Source organism: Bradyrhizobium sp. 147, assembly GCF_023073935.1.
Classification (GTDB): Bacteria; Pseudomonadota; Alphaproteobacteria; order Rhizobiales; family Xanthobacteraceae; genus Bradyrhizobium.
Genome location: NZ_JADPKL010000135.1, coordinates 1 through 15582 on the forward strand (window position 1 = coordinate 1; position 15582 = coordinate 15582).

The 15582-nt window shown below is 62.6% G+C and carries 17 protein-coding genes and 1 pseudogene; 8 read left to right on the forward strand and 10 right to left on the reverse strand.

The window, feature by feature from the left end; all coding sequences use genetic code 11:
- Positions 1 to 59 precede the first annotated feature (59 nt).
- Positions 60 to 557, reverse strand: a complete 498-nt coding sequence (locus IVA87_RS31085; RefSeq protein ID WP_247336789.1) for a winged helix-turn-helix domain-containing protein — start codon at positions 555 to 557, stop codon at positions 60 to 62.
- A gap of 39 nt (positions 558 to 596) precedes the next feature.
- On the opposite strand from IVA87_RS31085, the gene IVA87_RS31090 reads away from it, so the two are divergent.
- From IVA87_RS31090 to IVA87_RS31100, 3 genes are all read left to right on the forward strand, one after another.
- Positions 597 to 1811, forward strand: a complete 1215-nt coding sequence (locus IVA87_RS31090; protein WP_247336791.1) for an ABC transporter substrate-binding protein — start codon at positions 597 to 599, stop codon at positions 1809 to 1811.
- 158 nt (positions 1812 to 1969) lie between these two features.
- Entirely contained in the window at positions 1970 to 2683 is a 714-nt protein-coding gene (locus tag IVA87_RS31095) for a hypothetical protein (RefSeq protein ID WP_346658385.1), read from the forward strand.
- Between the two features lie 14 nt (positions 2684 to 2697).
- Entirely contained in the window at positions 2698 to 3816 is a 1119-nt protein-coding gene (locus IVA87_RS31100; RefSeq protein WP_247336892.1) for an FAD-dependent monooxygenase, read from the forward strand.
- A gap of 193 nt (positions 3817 to 4009) precedes the next feature.
- On the opposite strand, the gene IVA87_RS31105 is transcribed toward IVA87_RS31100, so the two are convergent.
- The 4 genes from IVA87_RS31105 to IVA87_RS31120 all read right to left on the reverse strand — a co-directional run bounded on the left by IVA87_RS31105 (position 4010) and on the right by IVA87_RS31120 (position 8856).
- Positions 4010 to 5101: an enolase C-terminal domain-like protein gene (locus IVA87_RS31105; RefSeq protein ID WP_247336793.1), complete on the reverse strand. Its 1092-nt coding sequence runs from the start codon at positions 5099 to 5101 to the stop codon at positions 4010 to 4012.
- Positions 5102 to 5677: 576 nt separating this feature from the next.
- On the reverse strand, positions 5678 to 6901 hold the full coding sequence (locus IVA87_RS31110) for an ABC transporter substrate-binding protein (protein WP_247336796.1): 1224 nt from the start codon (positions 6899 to 6901) through the stop codon (positions 5678 to 5680).
- A gap of 153 nt (positions 6902 to 7054) precedes the next feature.
- Entirely contained in the window at positions 7055 to 7984 is a 930-nt protein-coding gene (locus tag IVA87_RS31115; RefSeq protein ID WP_346657674.1) for a carboxylesterase family protein, read from the reverse strand.
- Positions 7985 to 8286: 302 nt separating this feature from the next.
- The gene (locus tag IVA87_RS31120; protein WP_247299265.1) at positions 8287 to 8856 is read right to left on the reverse strand and encodes an alpha-ketoglutarate-dependent dioxygenase AlkB; all 570 of its coding nucleotides are present in this window, start codon (positions 8854 to 8856) and stop codon (positions 8287 to 8289) included.
- Between the two features lie 79 nt (positions 8857 to 8935).
- Between IVA87_RS31120 and IVA87_RS31125 the strand changes: the two genes are divergently transcribed.
- Positions 8936 to 9076 carry a hypothetical protein gene (locus tag IVA87_RS31125; RefSeq protein ID WP_212327277.1) on the forward strand — a complete coding sequence of 47 codons (141 nt, stop codon included), beginning with the start codon at positions 8936 to 8938 and terminating at the stop codon, positions 9074 to 9076.
- 1 nt (position 9077) lies between these two features.
- Here the strand turns inward: IVA87_RS31125 and IVA87_RS31130 are convergent.
- From IVA87_RS31130 to IVA87_RS31145, 4 genes and pseudogenes are all read right to left on the reverse strand, one after another.
- A pseudogene (locus tag IVA87_RS31130) lies at positions 9078 to 9270 on the reverse strand (ATP-binding protein); the annotation flags it as partial.
- A gap of 169 nt (positions 9271 to 9439) precedes the next feature.
- A complete protein-coding gene (locus IVA87_RS31135; protein WP_247299266.1) occupies positions 9440 to 10711 on the reverse strand; it encodes a DUF892 family protein in 1272 nt (423 codons plus the stop codon).
- A gap of 141 nt (positions 10712 to 10852) precedes the next feature.
- Positions 10853 to 12307 carry a dihydropyrimidinase gene (gene hydA / locus IVA87_RS31140; RefSeq protein ID WP_247299267.1) on the reverse strand — a complete coding sequence of 485 codons (1455 nt, stop codon included), beginning with the start codon at positions 12305 to 12307 and terminating at the stop codon, positions 10853 to 10855.
- A 116-nt stretch (positions 12308 to 12423) separates the two neighbouring features.
- Entirely contained in the window at positions 12424 to 13032 is a 609-nt protein-coding gene (locus IVA87_RS31145) for a TetR/AcrR family transcriptional regulator (RefSeq protein ID WP_247299268.1), read from the reverse strand.
- Between the two features lie 101 nt (positions 13033 to 13133).
- Here IVA87_RS31145 and IVA87_RS31150 point away from each other — a divergent pair, with 101 nt between their 5' ends.
- Genes IVA87_RS31150 through IVA87_RS31165 form a run of 4 tightly spaced genes read left to right on the forward strand, consistent with a single transcriptional unit; the run spans position 13134 to position 14634 of the window.
- Complete coding sequence (locus IVA87_RS31150) at positions 13134 to 13829, forward strand: PspA/IM30 family protein (RefSeq protein WP_247336799.1); 696 nt, start codon at positions 13134 to 13136, stop codon at positions 13827 to 13829.
- Between the two features lie 52 nt (positions 13830 to 13881).
- Positions 13882 to 14157, forward strand: a complete 276-nt coding sequence (locus IVA87_RS31155) for a YiaA/YiaB family inner membrane protein (protein ID WP_247299270.1) — start codon at positions 13882 to 13884, stop codon at positions 14155 to 14157.
- Between the two features lie 42 nt (positions 14158 to 14199).
- The gene (locus IVA87_RS31160; RefSeq protein WP_247299271.1) at positions 14200 to 14379 is read left to right on the forward strand and encodes a hypothetical protein; all 180 of its coding nucleotides are present in this window, start codon (positions 14200 to 14202) and stop codon (positions 14377 to 14379) included.
- Between the two features lie 48 nt (positions 14380 to 14427).
- A complete protein-coding gene (locus IVA87_RS31165) occupies positions 14428 to 14634 on the forward strand; it encodes a hypothetical protein (RefSeq protein WP_247299272.1) in 207 nt (68 codons plus the stop codon).
- Positions 14635 to 14691: 57 nt separating this feature from the next.
- Here the strand turns inward: IVA87_RS31165 and IVA87_RS31170 are convergent, their stop codons facing one another.
- Positions 14692 to 15537 (reverse strand): SDR family NAD(P)-dependent oxidoreductase, encoded by an 846-nt coding sequence (locus IVA87_RS31170; RefSeq protein WP_247336802.1) that lies wholly within the window; start codon positions 15535 to 15537, stop codon positions 14692 to 14694.
- Between the last annotated feature and the right edge of the window lie 45 nt (positions 15538 to 15582).

The following is a 15582-nucleotide window of genomic DNA, read 5'->3' on the forward strand; positions in this document are numbered from 1 at the left end:
TCCATGACTCGATGGAAGCCACTGTGGACCCTTATCCCGGGGTCCCGATTGGATGCCGATCACCCCGAAAACGGGGTCCTTATTCCATGCCGAAACACACTCAAGGCTACGCCACGGAGGCGATCTCCCATGCTGATGACGCTTGCACCTGCGGGGTCTTGCGGAGTAGCGGCATCGGTGCCGCGCTCAACCGTGACCAGCATATATCCACGGCGCGGGAGAGTTCGCAGCGCCGTGCGGCCGAACTTCCCGAGTGCCTGGCGAACGTCTCCGATGGCCTGAACAAGCGAGTCCTCGGTAACCTCGCAGTCGGACCAGACCTCGTCCAGCAATTCGCTCTTGCCGACCAGACAACCGACGCGGAGTGAGAGGAGCTTGAGCACGAGCCAGGCCCTCGGTCGCAACGGAACAGGCTCGCCGTGGACGTCGAGCAGCAGCTCGCGTGATAAGTCCACGGTGTAGTCACCGATCACAACCGTCTGTGGAGATGGCTTCACGAGTTGTCGCCGGCAGTTTCGGAAAATTTCGTCCCATTTTCGGGACTTGGCACTACTCATACCGCATTATTACGTCGCGGATAAAGCATGGAGGCGTACATGAAACGTTCTCTCGTTGCTGCAGCCTTATTGGTTACGGCACTGCATTCGCAGGCATTTTCCCAAAAGAGCTACGGACCCGGGGTAACTGATACCGAGATCAAGATCGGGCAGACTGTGCCCTATAAGGGACCTCTATCGGCGCTCGCCATATTTGGCCGCGTCGAAGTGGCTTACTTCAGGAAGATCAACGAGACCGGCGGGATTAACGGCCGCAAGGTCACACTGATCTCACTCGATGATGCTTTCTCGCCGCCAAAGACGGTCGAGCAAACGCGGAAGCTGGTGGAGGACGACCGCGTTCTTGCGATTGTGGGGTCGACCGGCACTCCGACCAATCTTGCGACCGTCAAATATCTCAACACCAACAAGGTTCCGCAAATCCTGATCCTGGCCAGCTCGCCGAAACTTCATGATCCGGAGAACCTGCCGTGGACCACCACATTCTTCATGTCGCAGGCCGTCGAGACCAAGTTTTATGCTGACTACCTGTTGAACTCGAAGCCAGCAGCAAAGGTCGCAGTGCTCTATCAGAACGATGACCTCGGTAAAGGCAACGTCACTGCGTTTCGGACGGCACTTGGAGCCAAAGCATCCGGCATGATCGTAAGAGAAGCCGCCTATGACGTGATGGACCCGACCGTCGACTCGCAAATCGTCGCACTCAAGGCATCAGGGGCAGACACCCTGTTCCATGCCTCGTCGCCAAAGTTCGCGGCACAATCGATCCGCAAGGCACACGAGCTTGGCTGGAGCGTCGAGCACATCCTGCTCTCGGGAGTGAGCGACATTCCGACGGTCCTTCGGCCTGCGGGGCTCGAAGCATCTCGCGGTGCCGTAACGGCACGCTGGATCAAGTCGATCGACGATCCCACATGGGCCGACGATCCTGCCGTGAAGGATTACCTCGCCTTCCTGAAGCAATGGATGCCCGGGGAGACGAATGACGATCCAAGCGCGATTCTGGCCTATTCGACGGCGCAAATGATCGAGGAAGTGCTGAGGCGTTGCGGTGACGACCTCTCGCGTGAAAATCTGCTGAAGCAGGCGACAAACGTCCGAGATCTTCAGCTTCCAATGTTTCTGCCCGGCGTGAGAGTGAACATCTCACCTGGCGACCGCATCCCGTGGCGCCAAGCGCGAATGGCGCGCTTTGACGGCAGCCGCTGGGTGTTCTTCGGCGACATCGTTGGCGTCTCCACTTCCACCGACTGAGGTATGCAATGAGCAGCACTGAAGGAGACGGCCGGCAGGCCGGAGCCTGGCGCATGCCAAGACGATCCCATCGTCCCATCATTGTGGCGCTCCTCCTCGTCCCTTACATCGTCCTGTTCGCGAGCGACGCGAGATCTCAATGCACGGCACGAGATGTCTTGCACAACCAACTGACGCTGAAGAAATCGCCGCTATCAAGCGCGCGACGAGCTCCAATCCGATCCGCCGTCGATGTTCCTGTGTGGAAAACGATCGCCATAGGGACGTTTGCAGATGTGTCTGCTCTCACCAATGCGTTGAATGCAGTAGGTTGTGGCATCGGAGACTCGGCTGGGGAAATTCTCGCGCGACCAGCCTTTTCGCTTAGCGTCACGAAGCGCAGCGTAGATCTATTTGCGGTGTCGGTCACCGAATTGGGCTTTCAGGCCGATACTGTGTCGCTATCGAATATATACGCACGCGCTCAGCAGCTTGGTTTTGGACTTGCGACGGCGGAGATTGCTCCACAACTGAGACTTCAATATTTTGATCAGCCGGTCGGTGAATTTCTAACCGTCGGAATGGCGCCAATTCAGACATGGAAGGGTGAGCCTGTCATCTTGACAGTAGCCAACGGTGGAGCGGGACTCATCGTCATTGGCCAGGATGGCAATCCGGATGCACAAGTCCCGGTGACGTCACGTTTTCTCTTTGTAAGGCCCGGGTCTTCCGATTGGCCCGATGAGGCCGCGGTCACTCATCCGCCGTCGGCGGGGGCAAGTGTCCTCGTGCGTGGAGACCAGTCGGCTAGCGCCCCAAATTCCAGCGGTCGAGGAAAGCGACGAGCCGACGGCTCGAAGTTGCGATCACTGGCGCGGGCATTGGCGGATTGACGGCCGCCCTCGCGTTGCGGGCCCGAGGCTTGAAAGTGAAAGTCTTTGAGCAGGCGCCCGCAATTCGGGAAGTTGGGGCCGGCCTCACGTTGGGCCGCAATGCAGTGCGCTTGCTTAGGAGGATCGGACTGGAAGACCAACTCCAGCGCATCGGTTCGGCAAATATGGGTCTCACGCTATTGAACTCTCATGGGGCGCCCATCGGCATGTCTCCACTGCCTGCAAGGGCACGGCTTCCAGGCGAGTTCGACAGTTACTCCGTCCTAAGGGCGGAATTTGTTAGTCTGCTGGCAGAGGCACAACCGCCGGGAACGCTCCATTTCGGCCATAGATGCGTCGAGGTAGATGAGACGGGCGCCGGCGTGCGACTGACATTTGCGAACGGGGCCTGCGTCGAGGCAGACTTGTTCATTGGGGCCGATGGTATCCACTCCTTTAGCCAGCGCGAGATCGGTGTCAAAACGCAGCCGACGAGCGGAGGGACCATGGCCTACCGGGGCTTGGTTCCCGTCGAATGCCTACCCTGGGCGCGCGACCTGCGTTCATTAAGGATGTGGATCGGACCAGGCCGAAGTTTCATCTGCTATCCAGTCTCGCGCGGACGCCTCATCAACATCGTAGCCTTTGTGCCTGCGGATCGGTATGGCACCGAATCCTGGTCGGCCCCCGGTGATCTTGGGAGTCTGGCGGCGGAATATGTGGGCTGGGATGCTCACGTTTTGCAGATGATTGCCGCGCTTGATGAAACATTTCTTTGGGGCATCTATGATCGGGATCCACTGCCTTATTGGTCAACGGCACGAAGGTCGCTGCTTGGCGACGCTGCTCATCCAATGCTCCCGCACCTTGGACAAGGTGCCGGACAGGCCATCGAGGATGGCTTTGCGCTTGCCGTTTTACTGGAGAATGCCGGCACTGCTCAAATTCCGGAACGGGCCTATGAGCGACTACGGCATGCACATACGAGCCAGGTGCAGGCAGCTTCACGCGAAGCGGGCCGATTCTTTCATTCCGAAGATGGGGACGCCCCGCGCAGAGCGCAGCAACTGGCGAGTTGGAGGGCCGCGGGCAGATGGATCAACGAGTACGACGTCGAAACAGCCGCGACAGAACTGCTACATGAGGTGGCGTAAGCTGAGTCTCGATCGGATCAAACGGTGCTTGATAGAAGGCAGATTTGGCTCATGGCTGACAAAGCGTAACGTTCGCCAATCGCGTCGCTGTTGGCGACACAGCAAACCTCGGCGAAGGGGACCCAAGGCCTCGCCCTGCCTACATCCCTCCGCGCGAGTGGAAGAAGCGAAACAAGCGACGCTGGCCTTTCGATCACCCGACCAGATACTTCCTCACTGCCGCCTCGTCCCACGCAATCCCGTTGCCGGGCTCCTCGCTCGGCAGCGCAAAACCGTCCTTGATCGCGAGTCGCGTCGACAGCACCGCGTCCGCCCAGTCGACATATTCCAGCCAATGTGCGGTCGGCGTCACGCACAAGAGGTGCGCGCTGACTTCCGAGAACAGATGCGTCGACATCTCGATGCCGGCGGCGTGCGCCAGCGAGGCAGCGCGCAGCCAGCCGGTGACGCCGCCGATGCGCTGGACATCAGGCATCACGTAGTCGCAGGCTTCCGCTGAGAGCGCCGCCTGCATCGAAAACGCGCTGTCAAAATTCTCGCCGATCTGGACCGGGGTGTGCAGCGCGTCGGCAATGCGGGCGCAGCCGGCATAGTCGTCGTGGCGGATCGGCTCCTCGATCCAGCTCAAGCCCTCGTCGTCGAGCATCTCGCCGCGGCGGATGGCTTCCGTGACCGTCAGCGCCTGATTGTAGTCGCACATCAGCGTCACCTGATCGCCGACGGCCTTGCGCACCGCGCGCACGACGGCGAGATCCTCCCGCGCATCGGGCCGACCGACGCGGATCTTTGCCGCCCGAAAACCCTCGGCCAGCAGCTTGTGCGCTTCATCCACCGCGGCGCCTGCAGGCATGAGGCCGAGCCCCTTCGAATTGTAGGCCTTGACCGGCTTCGGCGCGCTGCCGAGCAGGCGGGCCAGGGGCAGGCCGCGTATGCGCGCGAGAGCGTCCCAGGCCGCCATGTCGATGCCGGATTGCGCCAGCCGTTGCAGGCCGGCGAGGCCCAGCAGCGTGAAGCGCTGGGCCAGCTTGCGCTCGATCTCGAACGGCAGCAGTTCGTCGCCGGCGACGAGGTCTGACATCTCCGTGACCATGGTCGTCAACGGCTTCAAGGCCGACGGCGTGATCGAGAACAGATAGGCGTGGCCGCGCACGCCTTGGTCGGTCTCGCAGTCGATCAGCACCAGCGGCGCTTTTGCGATTGCCCCCGTCGAGGTCTGGAGCGGCAGGTTCATCGGCACGATGACCGGCCGCGCATGGAAGCGCCTGATGCGGATAGTCTCGGTCATGGGTCTCTCCCGGCGGAGCGGATGCAGGAAGGCGCCGATCTTAAGCATTCGCGATCAAACGAAAAGGTGCCTGCTGCGACTCTCATGCAATGAGGTTGCGCCACCGCAGTGGCAAAGTCCGGTAATCCAGCGCGGGTCCGCTCGCTGCTGGAAAGCGCGCTGGCTTCGCTGAAGCCGGCGTGAAGGTTCGATCAGGCTTGTCTGATTGAGCCCCGTTGTGGCCGCGAGGAAGGTCTGCCCCCTCTCCCGCTTGCGCTACCAGATTCACACATCTCGAAAATGGAATCATCCTCAATGACTTAGCAAAAGCCAGGTTTTGGACGCTCACGCGCTGCAGAATCGAGACAAGTGACTCGGATGACTCACTTTTTGGGCTTAATCGGCGAATGGCTCCGACAGAGATGCGTGAATACGGTAGCTCGCTTGCGGGAGAGGGTTGGGGAGAGGGTGTCTCCTCAACGGGACAATCCCCAAGCGGAGAGAGCCCTCACCCGGCGCTTCGCGCCGACCTCTCCCGCAAGCGGGAGAGGTTTTAGCCCGGGGGGCCATATGTACCTCACTCACGCCTGAGGCGCCTCACCGCGCCGCGCCTTCGGTGAAGGCGGTCTCGATCACGTCGCCAAAAGGCTGCCAGGAACGGCCGTCGAACTGGACGAGCCGCATCTGCTTGATCGGCAGATAGCTATTGGGCGAGGTATTCATCCTGATGTCGGGCAGCGCAACGGAGGGGTGATGACCCCTAATCGACGCCGCCTGACGCATGATGTTCTCGCGCGAGAAGTCGTCGCCGCATTGCTTCAGCACGAGCGTCAGCGCCTCGGCCGCGGCGTAGCCAAAGACGGCCGCGCTGTTGTTCGTGCTTTCGACTTGATGGTATTTGTCCATGAAGGCGAACCATTCCTTCATGGCGGAATCGTCCTTCCATGCGGGATCGCTCGGATCCTTCAGAAAGACCGCGGAGATCACGCCGGCGGAGTTCTCGAGGCCCGCTGGCGCCATTGCATTGGCGATCGAGGCGGCGGCATCGTTCACGATGAACACCGGATGCCAATTAAATGAGGCCGCCAGCTTGATCACCTTGGAGGCCGTCGACGGCACGCCGAGAAAGATGAAGATGTCGGCGCCCGCGCGCTTAAGAATCGAGACGTGCCCGTCGAGATGCTCGTCGGCAATGTCGAAGGCGATGTCGACGAGGACATGACGGTTCAAATCGCCAAGGCCTTCCTGGACGCCCTTGTAGAGCATGCGCCCGAACTGGTCGTTTTGCCAGAGCACCACGATCTTCTTCCGGGGATAATAGGTTTGGATGTAGTTGGCGTAGATGCGTCCCTCGGACCGGAACGACGGCTGCCAGCCCATGGTCCAGGGAAACGCGCTTGGCTGGCTCAGCTCCTCGTCGCCGGAGGCGACGAACAGTTGCGGGATCTTCTTCTCGTTGAGATACCAGCGCGTGGCGAGATTGCCGGGCGTACCGAACGACCCAAACATCAGGTGCACGTCGCCGGTCTCGACCAGGTTGCGCGTCAGCTCCAGCGCCGTCGCCGGATCGGAATTGTCGTCGCGCGAGATGAAGCGGATCTTGCGGCCGTTGATGCCGCCACGCGCGTTGATCATGTCGAAATAGGCGGCCTCCGCCTGGCCGATGGCGCCGAACTCCGACAGCGGTCCCGAATACGGCATGACATTGCCGATGCGGATTTCCTTGTCGGTCGTGGGTTGCTCCGCATGTTGCTGCGACATCGCCCCGAGGGAGGCGTAGGCGAGGATCAAAACGAACGATAGTCTGCCGGTGATGCGCATGGTCGGCACCTCAACGTTGGCCCCGGAGAGGTCGGCTCGATCCCCACCAAGGCTGGTTGGTGTAGGTCAAGCGTTTGACGATCGTATGGCTTGATCGTCCGCATCAACGCAACTTAGGGACCGAATGAAATGGCAGGCCTGCTGTCACGCCCGCTATGGCAGTCCCCGCGCCTCGAGCTGATGCACCAGCAGCAGCGTCGGCTCGGCGAGGCTGTCGCCGGAGCCGTCGAGGCCGAAGGCGCTCGCGATGCCGTCGCGGCTGCGCAGTAGCGCACTGCGCGGGCAATGGCCGGCGCCGCAGAGCGTCTTCTTCAGGGTCTCGCCCTGCGCCACAACACCGGCGGAATCGTCCGCGGCCCAGGCCAGCACGATCGGCACGTCGACATTGAGGATGCCGGGGAAGACCGAGCGCTTGTTATATTGGCTGGCGTCGCTGCCGAGATAGGCCTTCTCGCTGTCGCTGGCGTCCTTGCCCGCACGGTAGATGCCGGACACCAGGATCACGGCGGCGACGTCGGCGCGGTCGGCCTGAAGCTCGGGATGCGCCAGCAGGGTGGCGACATGGAAGGCGCCGGCGCCGTAGCCGACCGCGACGATCTCGCGGGCATCGCCGTTGAACAGGTCGATATTGCCGTGGACCCAGGACAGTGCCGCCGCCACGTCGCTCGCGCCGGCGGGCCAGGTCGCGCCGGGCGCCAGACGATAGCCCACGCGCACCCCGATCATATCGTTGCGCGCGGCAAAGCACATCGCCTGGTCCTGGATCTGGCGGGCCAGCTCCGGCGCGGCGCGGTCGCCGGTGAAGGTGTCGCCGGCCACGAACAGCAGCACCGGCCGCGGGGTATCCGCCTTCGTCGCGCTGGTCGCGACGTCGAGCACATTGGCCTCGCTCTCGCCATAGCGCAGGCCGCGCGAGAAGGTAACCTGCTCGCACAGCCGCGCGGTGCCGCCGGCGGTCGTGTCGGAATCGGTGAGGCCCACTTGGACGAGATCGGAGGGCGGCGACGGCCGCGCCGGCAAGGGTCCGTGCGCGGAGGCCGAGGTCATGGTCAGAGTTAGGAAAAATGCCAGATAATTCTTCATGGTGATGCCGGCTTTGCGTGCCTCATATTGGCTTGCCGGTTTGGCCTGTCTATTCAATTCGCCGCATTAGTTGGCTCGGCTTGAGGCGATTTCACGGCACCTCGGTCGGCACGGGACGGACATCCCGCCCGGCCTGCAGCCGCTCTTGGAACGCAAGTTGACGGGCCGCAGGACGATTTGCGCGGCGCAGCCGTTTTATCTCGATCCGTCAAGCCGTTGCCCAGCGCCGCAAAGCCTCGAGCCGGAAACGGCTTTCTACTGTGCATGGGGTTGTTTTCGCAGTTTTTGTTTTGGACGGCCTGTCAGGCCCGCTTCATGGTTCGGAAGGTGATCGAATAGCGGCGCGCCTCGACCGGCGGAATGCTGTGCTCCCATTGCGACCGTGCCTCGCCGTCCATCATGTAGAGCGAGCGCGGCATGGCTTCGAGCGCGTGGCGCTCCCATCGGTCGCCGTTGCGGCGGCGAAAGCGGAATTTGCAGGGCGCGCCGAGCGACAGGCCGAGGACCTTGTCGAAATGCGGCTTGTCGCGGTGCCAGCCGATGCCGACGCCAACCTCATATTCGGTGCAGAGCACCTGCCGGATGTCGCCCGACGGCAGTCCCGCCCATGCCTCGACCTGGCGCGCGACGGGCGCCACCCAGTCCGGGATTGGCTCCGCCTCGGCCAGACGTTGCAGGGAGTAGTCGTAGCGATAGCCGAACGAGGCCACCCGGCGATTGCCCTCGAAGGCGCCGAACTGGAAGCGCTGGAGCGGCAATGCCGCGATGCGGCCGATCAAGGCCTGCTCAACGGCCGCCTCGATAAAATTGTCCGTATAGCGAAGCCCAGCGGGCCCTACTTGTGGTTCTGCGAACAAGCCTAGCTGCGTCATTCCTCGCACGTCCGTGATGGAACCTTATGGCGGCTGATGCGACTTACATAGGACGCGGGGAGTAATGTGCGAGGCTGTCATGGCAGAGAAGCATTCCGCCGATCCGGCAGAGATCATGCGGGCGACCGGCCATCCGGAGCTGGAATATGCCGCCGGCTGGACCATCGCCGGTCTGGTCACCATCGGCACCATCGTCGCCGCCTGGGTGTTCGCCATCTAGGCTACAGGGAATAGGCGACAGGGAATTGAAGTTCGAAAGCCGCGCCCTGGTCGGCCGGCTCGAGCCGGATTGCCATGGCTCGCCATTACCGTCTGTGCCATCGCCAACCCCATCCCGGTGCCGCCCTGTTGCGGGCGGCTGGTGCAGAAGGCGTCGAAAATCCGGCCGCGGTTGCGCAAGAAGATCGGCTCGCCGCAGGTCGAGTGCGGCATAATTGAACAGCACCGGCACCTAAGCAGTTCGCGATCGTCAAGAGCGAGAACGGCCAGTCAGCCAGCGCGGCCAGCGCAGTGCGAGGAGCAGCGCGTACCGCCCCGTAGAGGGGGGGCGGTTGAACTCAGTGCGCACGCGTTCGCCAGATTCCTATTCGGCCTGCTCCAGTGCGGCGGGCATCTTCGCCACCGACATCAGCGACCGCGCCACTTGATTGAGCAGGAGATCGGCATTCTCTTCTTCGGCGAGCGACTTCGAGAGCAAGGCGACGACCGCGCTGTGACGGAGCTGCTGGGCCAGATTGCGTGCCGTGGTATAGCCGGACATCTCGTAATGCTCGACGCGTTGAGCCGCTGAGATCAGCGCGAGGTCGGCGGCTGCGTCTTCCTTCTCTTCGCCTTCCTTCATGACCTCCTGGCCTTCCTCGATCAGGCCCATCATGCCTTTGCAAGGCTTGGCCCGAGCGTTCTCGCCGAGGAGCTCGAAGCATTCGTTGATGCGTTCGACCTGGTTCTCGGTCTCGGCGAGATGCTGCTCGAACAGTTCCCGCAACTGGTCGAAACGCGCGGCCTGCGCCATCTTCGGAAGCGCCTTGGTCAACTGCTTCTCGGCATGGAGAATGTCACGTAGCTCGTGAAGCAGAAGATCGGTCAGGCCGGCTTCGTCGACGGGCGGCGAGCTCTCCGTGACGATCGTTGTGGTAGCGCCGGGCTCCGCGGACTGCAGTGCCGGGGACTCGGTGAACACCCAGTCTTCGCCTTCGTTCCACGGACCGCGGGTGTCGATTTCGCCGTGGTCACCGCTGCCGGTGGAGTCGTTGAAGTACTGGTTCACGAGGCCAGGAGTCGGAGCGATCCGGCCGACACTGAAGGCCGGTTTGGACAGGCTTTCGAGTGCGCGCGCGAAGGCCTTCATATGCGTAATCTCGCGCGTCATCAGGAATTGTAGTGCGTCTTTGCTGCCGGCGTCGTCGCAGAAATTGATCAGACGCTCGTAGACGATCTTGGCTCGCGCTTCGGCGGCGATGTTGCTGCGCAGGTCGACGTCGAGCTCCCCGGTGATCTTGAGATAGTCGGCGGTCCAGGGATTCCCCTGCGAATTGAACAGATTGATGCCACCGCCGCCGGCAATGGCAATGAGCGGATCGGCTTCCGCCGCCTGACGGTCGTTCTTTGAAGGCGCAAGATGCATCCGCGCCAGGCAGCCGACGACCTCGAGATGACTGAGCTCTTCGGTGCCGATATCCATCAACAGGTCTTTGCGGTCGGGGTCCTCGCAATTCAGCCCCTGAATCGAATATTGCATCGCGGCCGCGAGTTCGCCATTGGCGCCGCCGAACTGCTCGAGGAGCATATTGCCGAAGCGCGGATCGGGTTCGTCGACGCGCACGGTGAACATCAGCTTTTTGACGTGGTGATACATGGGGGGCTCGCGCTCTGGAAGGAAAGATACGCGACAACGAGGCGTCCGGACGTTCGTTCCTAAGCCCTCTCCAAGATTCAAGCTGTAGTTGCCCGAGGCATTGCCGCAGAAGCGATCGCTCTGATCTCGCGGCGAGGAGTATTACGGCGTCACCGCGCCGCGTTCGACCGCGCGGGGGGCGGTGAGCTTCTTCCAGGTCGAATTGGCCAGATGTACCGGCGAGAATGGCGGCCGCTCGACATAACGGCCGTCGCCTGCCTTGGCGCGCAGATCGCCATCTTTCCAGACGATGCGGCCACGGGACAACGTCGCGGCCGGCCCGCCGGTGCAGGAAAAGCCCTCGAACACGTTGTAATCGATCCGACTCATCTGCCGCTTGGCACTGATGGTCCTGGTTGCCTTGGGATCCCACACCACGATGTCGGCGTCCGATCCGGCGGCGACGGCGCCTTTCCGCGGATAGATGTTGAGAATGCGGGCGATGTTCGCCGAAGTCACCGCGACGAATTCTTCTTTGGTCAGCCGCCCGGTGGCGACGCCCGCGGTCCACAGCAGCGCGAGGCGGTCTTCGAGCCCGCCGGTGCCGTTCGGAATCTTCCTGAAGTCGCCGAGGCCGAACCGTTTCTGCGCGGTGGTGAAGGCGCAATGGTCCGTCGCGACGACCTGGAGCGAGCCGGCTTGCAGGCCGGCCCACAGGCTGTCCTGATGCGATCTGTCGCGGAACGGCGGTGACATCACGCGCTGGGCGGAGTGATCCCAGTCCTTGTTCTGGTACTCGCCGGCATCGAGCAACAGGTGCTGGATCAGCGGTTCGCCATAGACGCGCTTGCCGGCCGCGCGCGCCCGCGCAATCACCTCATGCGCTTCGCGGCAGCTGGTGTGCACGATGTAGACCGGCGTGCCCGTCATGTCCGCGATCATGATGGCGCGGTTGGTGGCTTCGCCCTCGACCTCCGGCGGTCGCGAGTAAGCGTGGCCTTCGGGGCCGGTGACGCCGCGTGCGATAAGCGCCTCCTGCATCAGGGCGACGACGTCGCCGTTCTCGGCATGGACCACCGGCATGGCGCCCAGATGAGCGCAGCGCGCGAACGAGTTGTAGAGCTCGTCATCGTTCACCATCAGCGCGCCCTTGTAAGCCATGAAATGCTTGAACGTGTTGATGCCGTAGGTTTTGACCACGGTCTCCATCTCGTCATGGATTTGCTTCGACCACGATGTCACCGCCATGTGGAAACCATAGTCGGCAGCCGCCTTCTCGGATTTGCGGCGCCAGTCCTGATACGCCGCGAGCATCGACTGGCCGGGATCGGGCAGGCAGAAATCCACCACCATCGTGGTGCCGCCGGCGAGCGCCGCTTTGGTTCCCGATTCGAAATCGTCGGCGGTGACGGTGCCCATGAACGGCATTTCGAGATGGGTATGCGGGTCGATGCCGCCCGGGAGGACGTAGGCGCCGCCGGCGTCAATCACTTCAGCGCCCGCGGGTGCATCGAGTGAGGCTCCGACCGCGACGATGGTCTCGCCGTCGATCAGCACGTCAGCACGGCGCGAATAATCGTGATTGACGACGGTGCCGCCGCGGACGAGGAGGGGCATAGAGAACTCCGGGGTGGGGCGAGGGGATAGGGCTGCGTGAAGGCTAAGCGCGGCAATCGCGATGCGACAGGCGAAATTTTAGTCAGCCACCGCCAACGGTTTTCGCCGCGCTGGCTCTACTCTGCGAGGGCGACTAGCCCAACCAGCATTGCGCGTACGAGGCCTGCGATTTCCTTGCGCAGCGCCGGCAGGGGCACGGCGACCAGCTTCTGTTCCAACCCCAGCGCCACCATGCCATGGACCGCCGAGAACAGGCTGCGCGCGGTGATGCTCAGTTCTTCCGGGCTGCGTGTTGGAAGCAGCGCGGACAGCGGCTGGTAGATGTGGCGGAACAGCTGCATCTGGTCCTCGATCGACCAGTCGGGGACGATCTTGTCGGCCTCCATGCGGTGCTCGAACAGCGCGCGCCAGAGCTGGAGATTTTCCGCGGCAAAATCACAATAGGCGATCGCGATGCGGACCAGGGCTTCTTGTGGCGATGGCTCGCTCGCGCTTTCGGCGGCGCTGAGCGCCTTGTCGAGCCGAAGCAATGTGCGCGAGCCGACCCGCAGGATCAATTCGTCGACGTCGGCGACGAGATTGTAGATCGCGCCATTGGCGCAGCCGATCTCGCGGGCAAGATCCCGGGTCTTCAGGCCAGCCAATCCCCGTTCGGCGATCATTCGTTCCGCCGCCAGAATTAGGTCTGATCGCAGTTTCTCTCGACGTTCCGAGGTTTTAGACATTTGTTTACCAAATTCGTGAGCGCCGCTCATAAATATCTTGAGCAATGCTCAAGATATGCTACAAAGCACGTGTGAGCAACGCTCATAACAGGGAGCAACAAATGTTCAAGACCGTGGTGACCCTTTTCCGCGGCAGCGTAGCCGCGGCGGGCGAGGAGCTGGAAGACCGGACCGCCCTTCTCATCCTCGATCAGCAGATGCGTGATGCGGCCGCGGCCGTCGAGCGCAGCAAGCGCACGCTGGCGCTGGCGATCGCGCAGGACCAGCAGGAGGGCCGCAAGCTCGAAGCGACGAATGCCCGCATCGCCGATCTCGAGACCCGTGCCGTTGCGGCGCTCGACGGCGGCCGCGAGGACCTCGCCAAGGACGCGGCGGAAGCCATCGCGAGCCTCGAGGCCGATCGCGATGCGTCGATGACGGCACGCGCGCTGTTCGCGACCGAGATCGCGCGGTTGAAGCGCCATGTCGCGAGCGCGCAGGCCCGCATCACCGACCTCGATCGCGGCCGCCGCATTGCCCGCGCATCGGAAGCGGTGCGCTCGCTTCGTCGCAGTGGCATCGAGGCTGCGCGTCCCTACGAATCCACGCTGCCGGAGGCGGAGGGCACGTTGAGGCGTTTGCGCGAGCGGCAGATGGAGGCCCAGGCCGCCGACGATGCCCTGGTGGAGCTCGACGCGACCACCGGTCCGCTCGCCACTGCCGAGAGACTCGCCGAACAGGGCTTTGGTCCCCGGCTCAAGACGACCGCAGACGATGTGCTGGCGCGGCTGAAGTCCAAGCGCATGCCGACTGCCTGATCTCAACCCCAATCTCCCGAACCAATCATCATTCGAACGACAGGAGACCACCATGAACAAGAACGGCCAGCCGCACAGCAGTGCTTGGGTGAGCTTCACTTACGCGTCCTTCGCAGCCTCCGCTTTCCTCGTCGCCATCGGCATCTTCTTCCTGCCGATCGACCTCTGGGTGAAGGGCTATCTCACCATGGGCATCGTCATGCTGATCCAGACCTGCATCACGCTGACCAAGACCGTGCGCGACAATCACGAGAGCAGCCGCCTCGTGAACCGCATCGAGGACGCCAAGGCCGAGCGGCTGCTGATGGAGGTGTCCAAGGCGGCTTGAGGAGAGGGGCGCGGAAGAGGAGCGCTCTATGGCGGGCGGCTGATGCTGAGCATCGCCCCCGCCGTATCTCCGGTCATTTGCAACAATCGTGGCATCGCCTGCAAAATGCAGTCGAACCATGATGGCGGGGTGTTGCGCTCATATGTTGCCGAGATCCTTTACATGCTGAGGCTTGCTACCTGGTTGTCCAGATCAGAGCAGGCTTTGCCGATTGTGATTTGAACGCAGGTGCGATATGGCTCTCGCGCTTTCCAGAGGCGGAGACGAGCATTGTCGAAACAATCGTTGCGTGAGGAGGCCGAGCGCCTGATCCGCGAATCGATGGAAAAGAGATCCATCGTCGTCAAGCAGGGCACCACCCGCATCGAGGCCGTCTGCGGCAAGTGCGGCGCGCCGAACCGGATGCAGGCGGAAAAGGGCCAGACCCGCGTCAAGTACGCCTGCAAGGATTGCGGGCACAAGCAAGAGACGCTGTAGGCGGGCTGATCTCACGGTGCTGTCGTGCTCCAGCTCCTCAGCATGAGGGTCTGATAGTCAGTCGCCCTCCACAAACGTCTTGAACGCATCCGCGTAATCCGAGTGCCACCGCGACAGCGGAGGGCGGTTCTCGATGATGTCGCCGACGGCCCACAGCATGCGCTTCTCGTCGAGTGCGCGCGGCACGTCGTTGTCCGGGCACAGGATGTAGAAGTCGCCGGCCTCGATCCGCGCCAGCATGAAGTCGACGGTCTGCTCCGGCGTCCAGGCGCCTGCGGGCTTCTCGGTGCGGCCCTTCGCGGTAAGGCCGGTGAAGACGAAACCGGGGATGAGCAGATGCGCGGTGATGTGGCAGCCCTTCGTGTTGCGCAGCTCGTGCTGGAGCGCTTCCGTAAAAGCTTTCACGCCGGCCTTGGAGACATTGTAGGCGGGATCGCCCGGCGGGGTGGTGATGCCTTGCTTCGATCCGGTGTTGATGATGAGGCCTGGTTTGCCGCGCGCGATCATGCCCGGCGCGAAGATGCGCGAGCCGTTGATGACGCCCCACATGTTGACGCCGATGATGCGCTGCCAATTGTCCGGCCTGGCGAACAATGTGCTGCCGGGCTGGATGCCGGCATTGTTCATCAGAATGTCGGTGCCCCCGAAGCGTTCGCCTACGGCGCCTTCGAGTTCCGTCACGCTCTCGGCCTTGCTGACATCGGCGGTAAACGTCATCACATTCGCAGCACCTGCGACGGATGACAGTTTTGTTGCGGCCTCGGCCAGCCGCACCTGATCGAGATCGGCGATGCACAGCTTCATGCCGATGCGCGCGAACGCCGTGGCGGCGGCAAATCCGATCCCGGACGCGCCTCCTGTGATCACGGCAACGTTGTCTTTGACGATGGCGGGATGTGACATGGCGGCCTCCGGCGAAGCTACGTTGCGTTCCGCCGCGTTATAGCA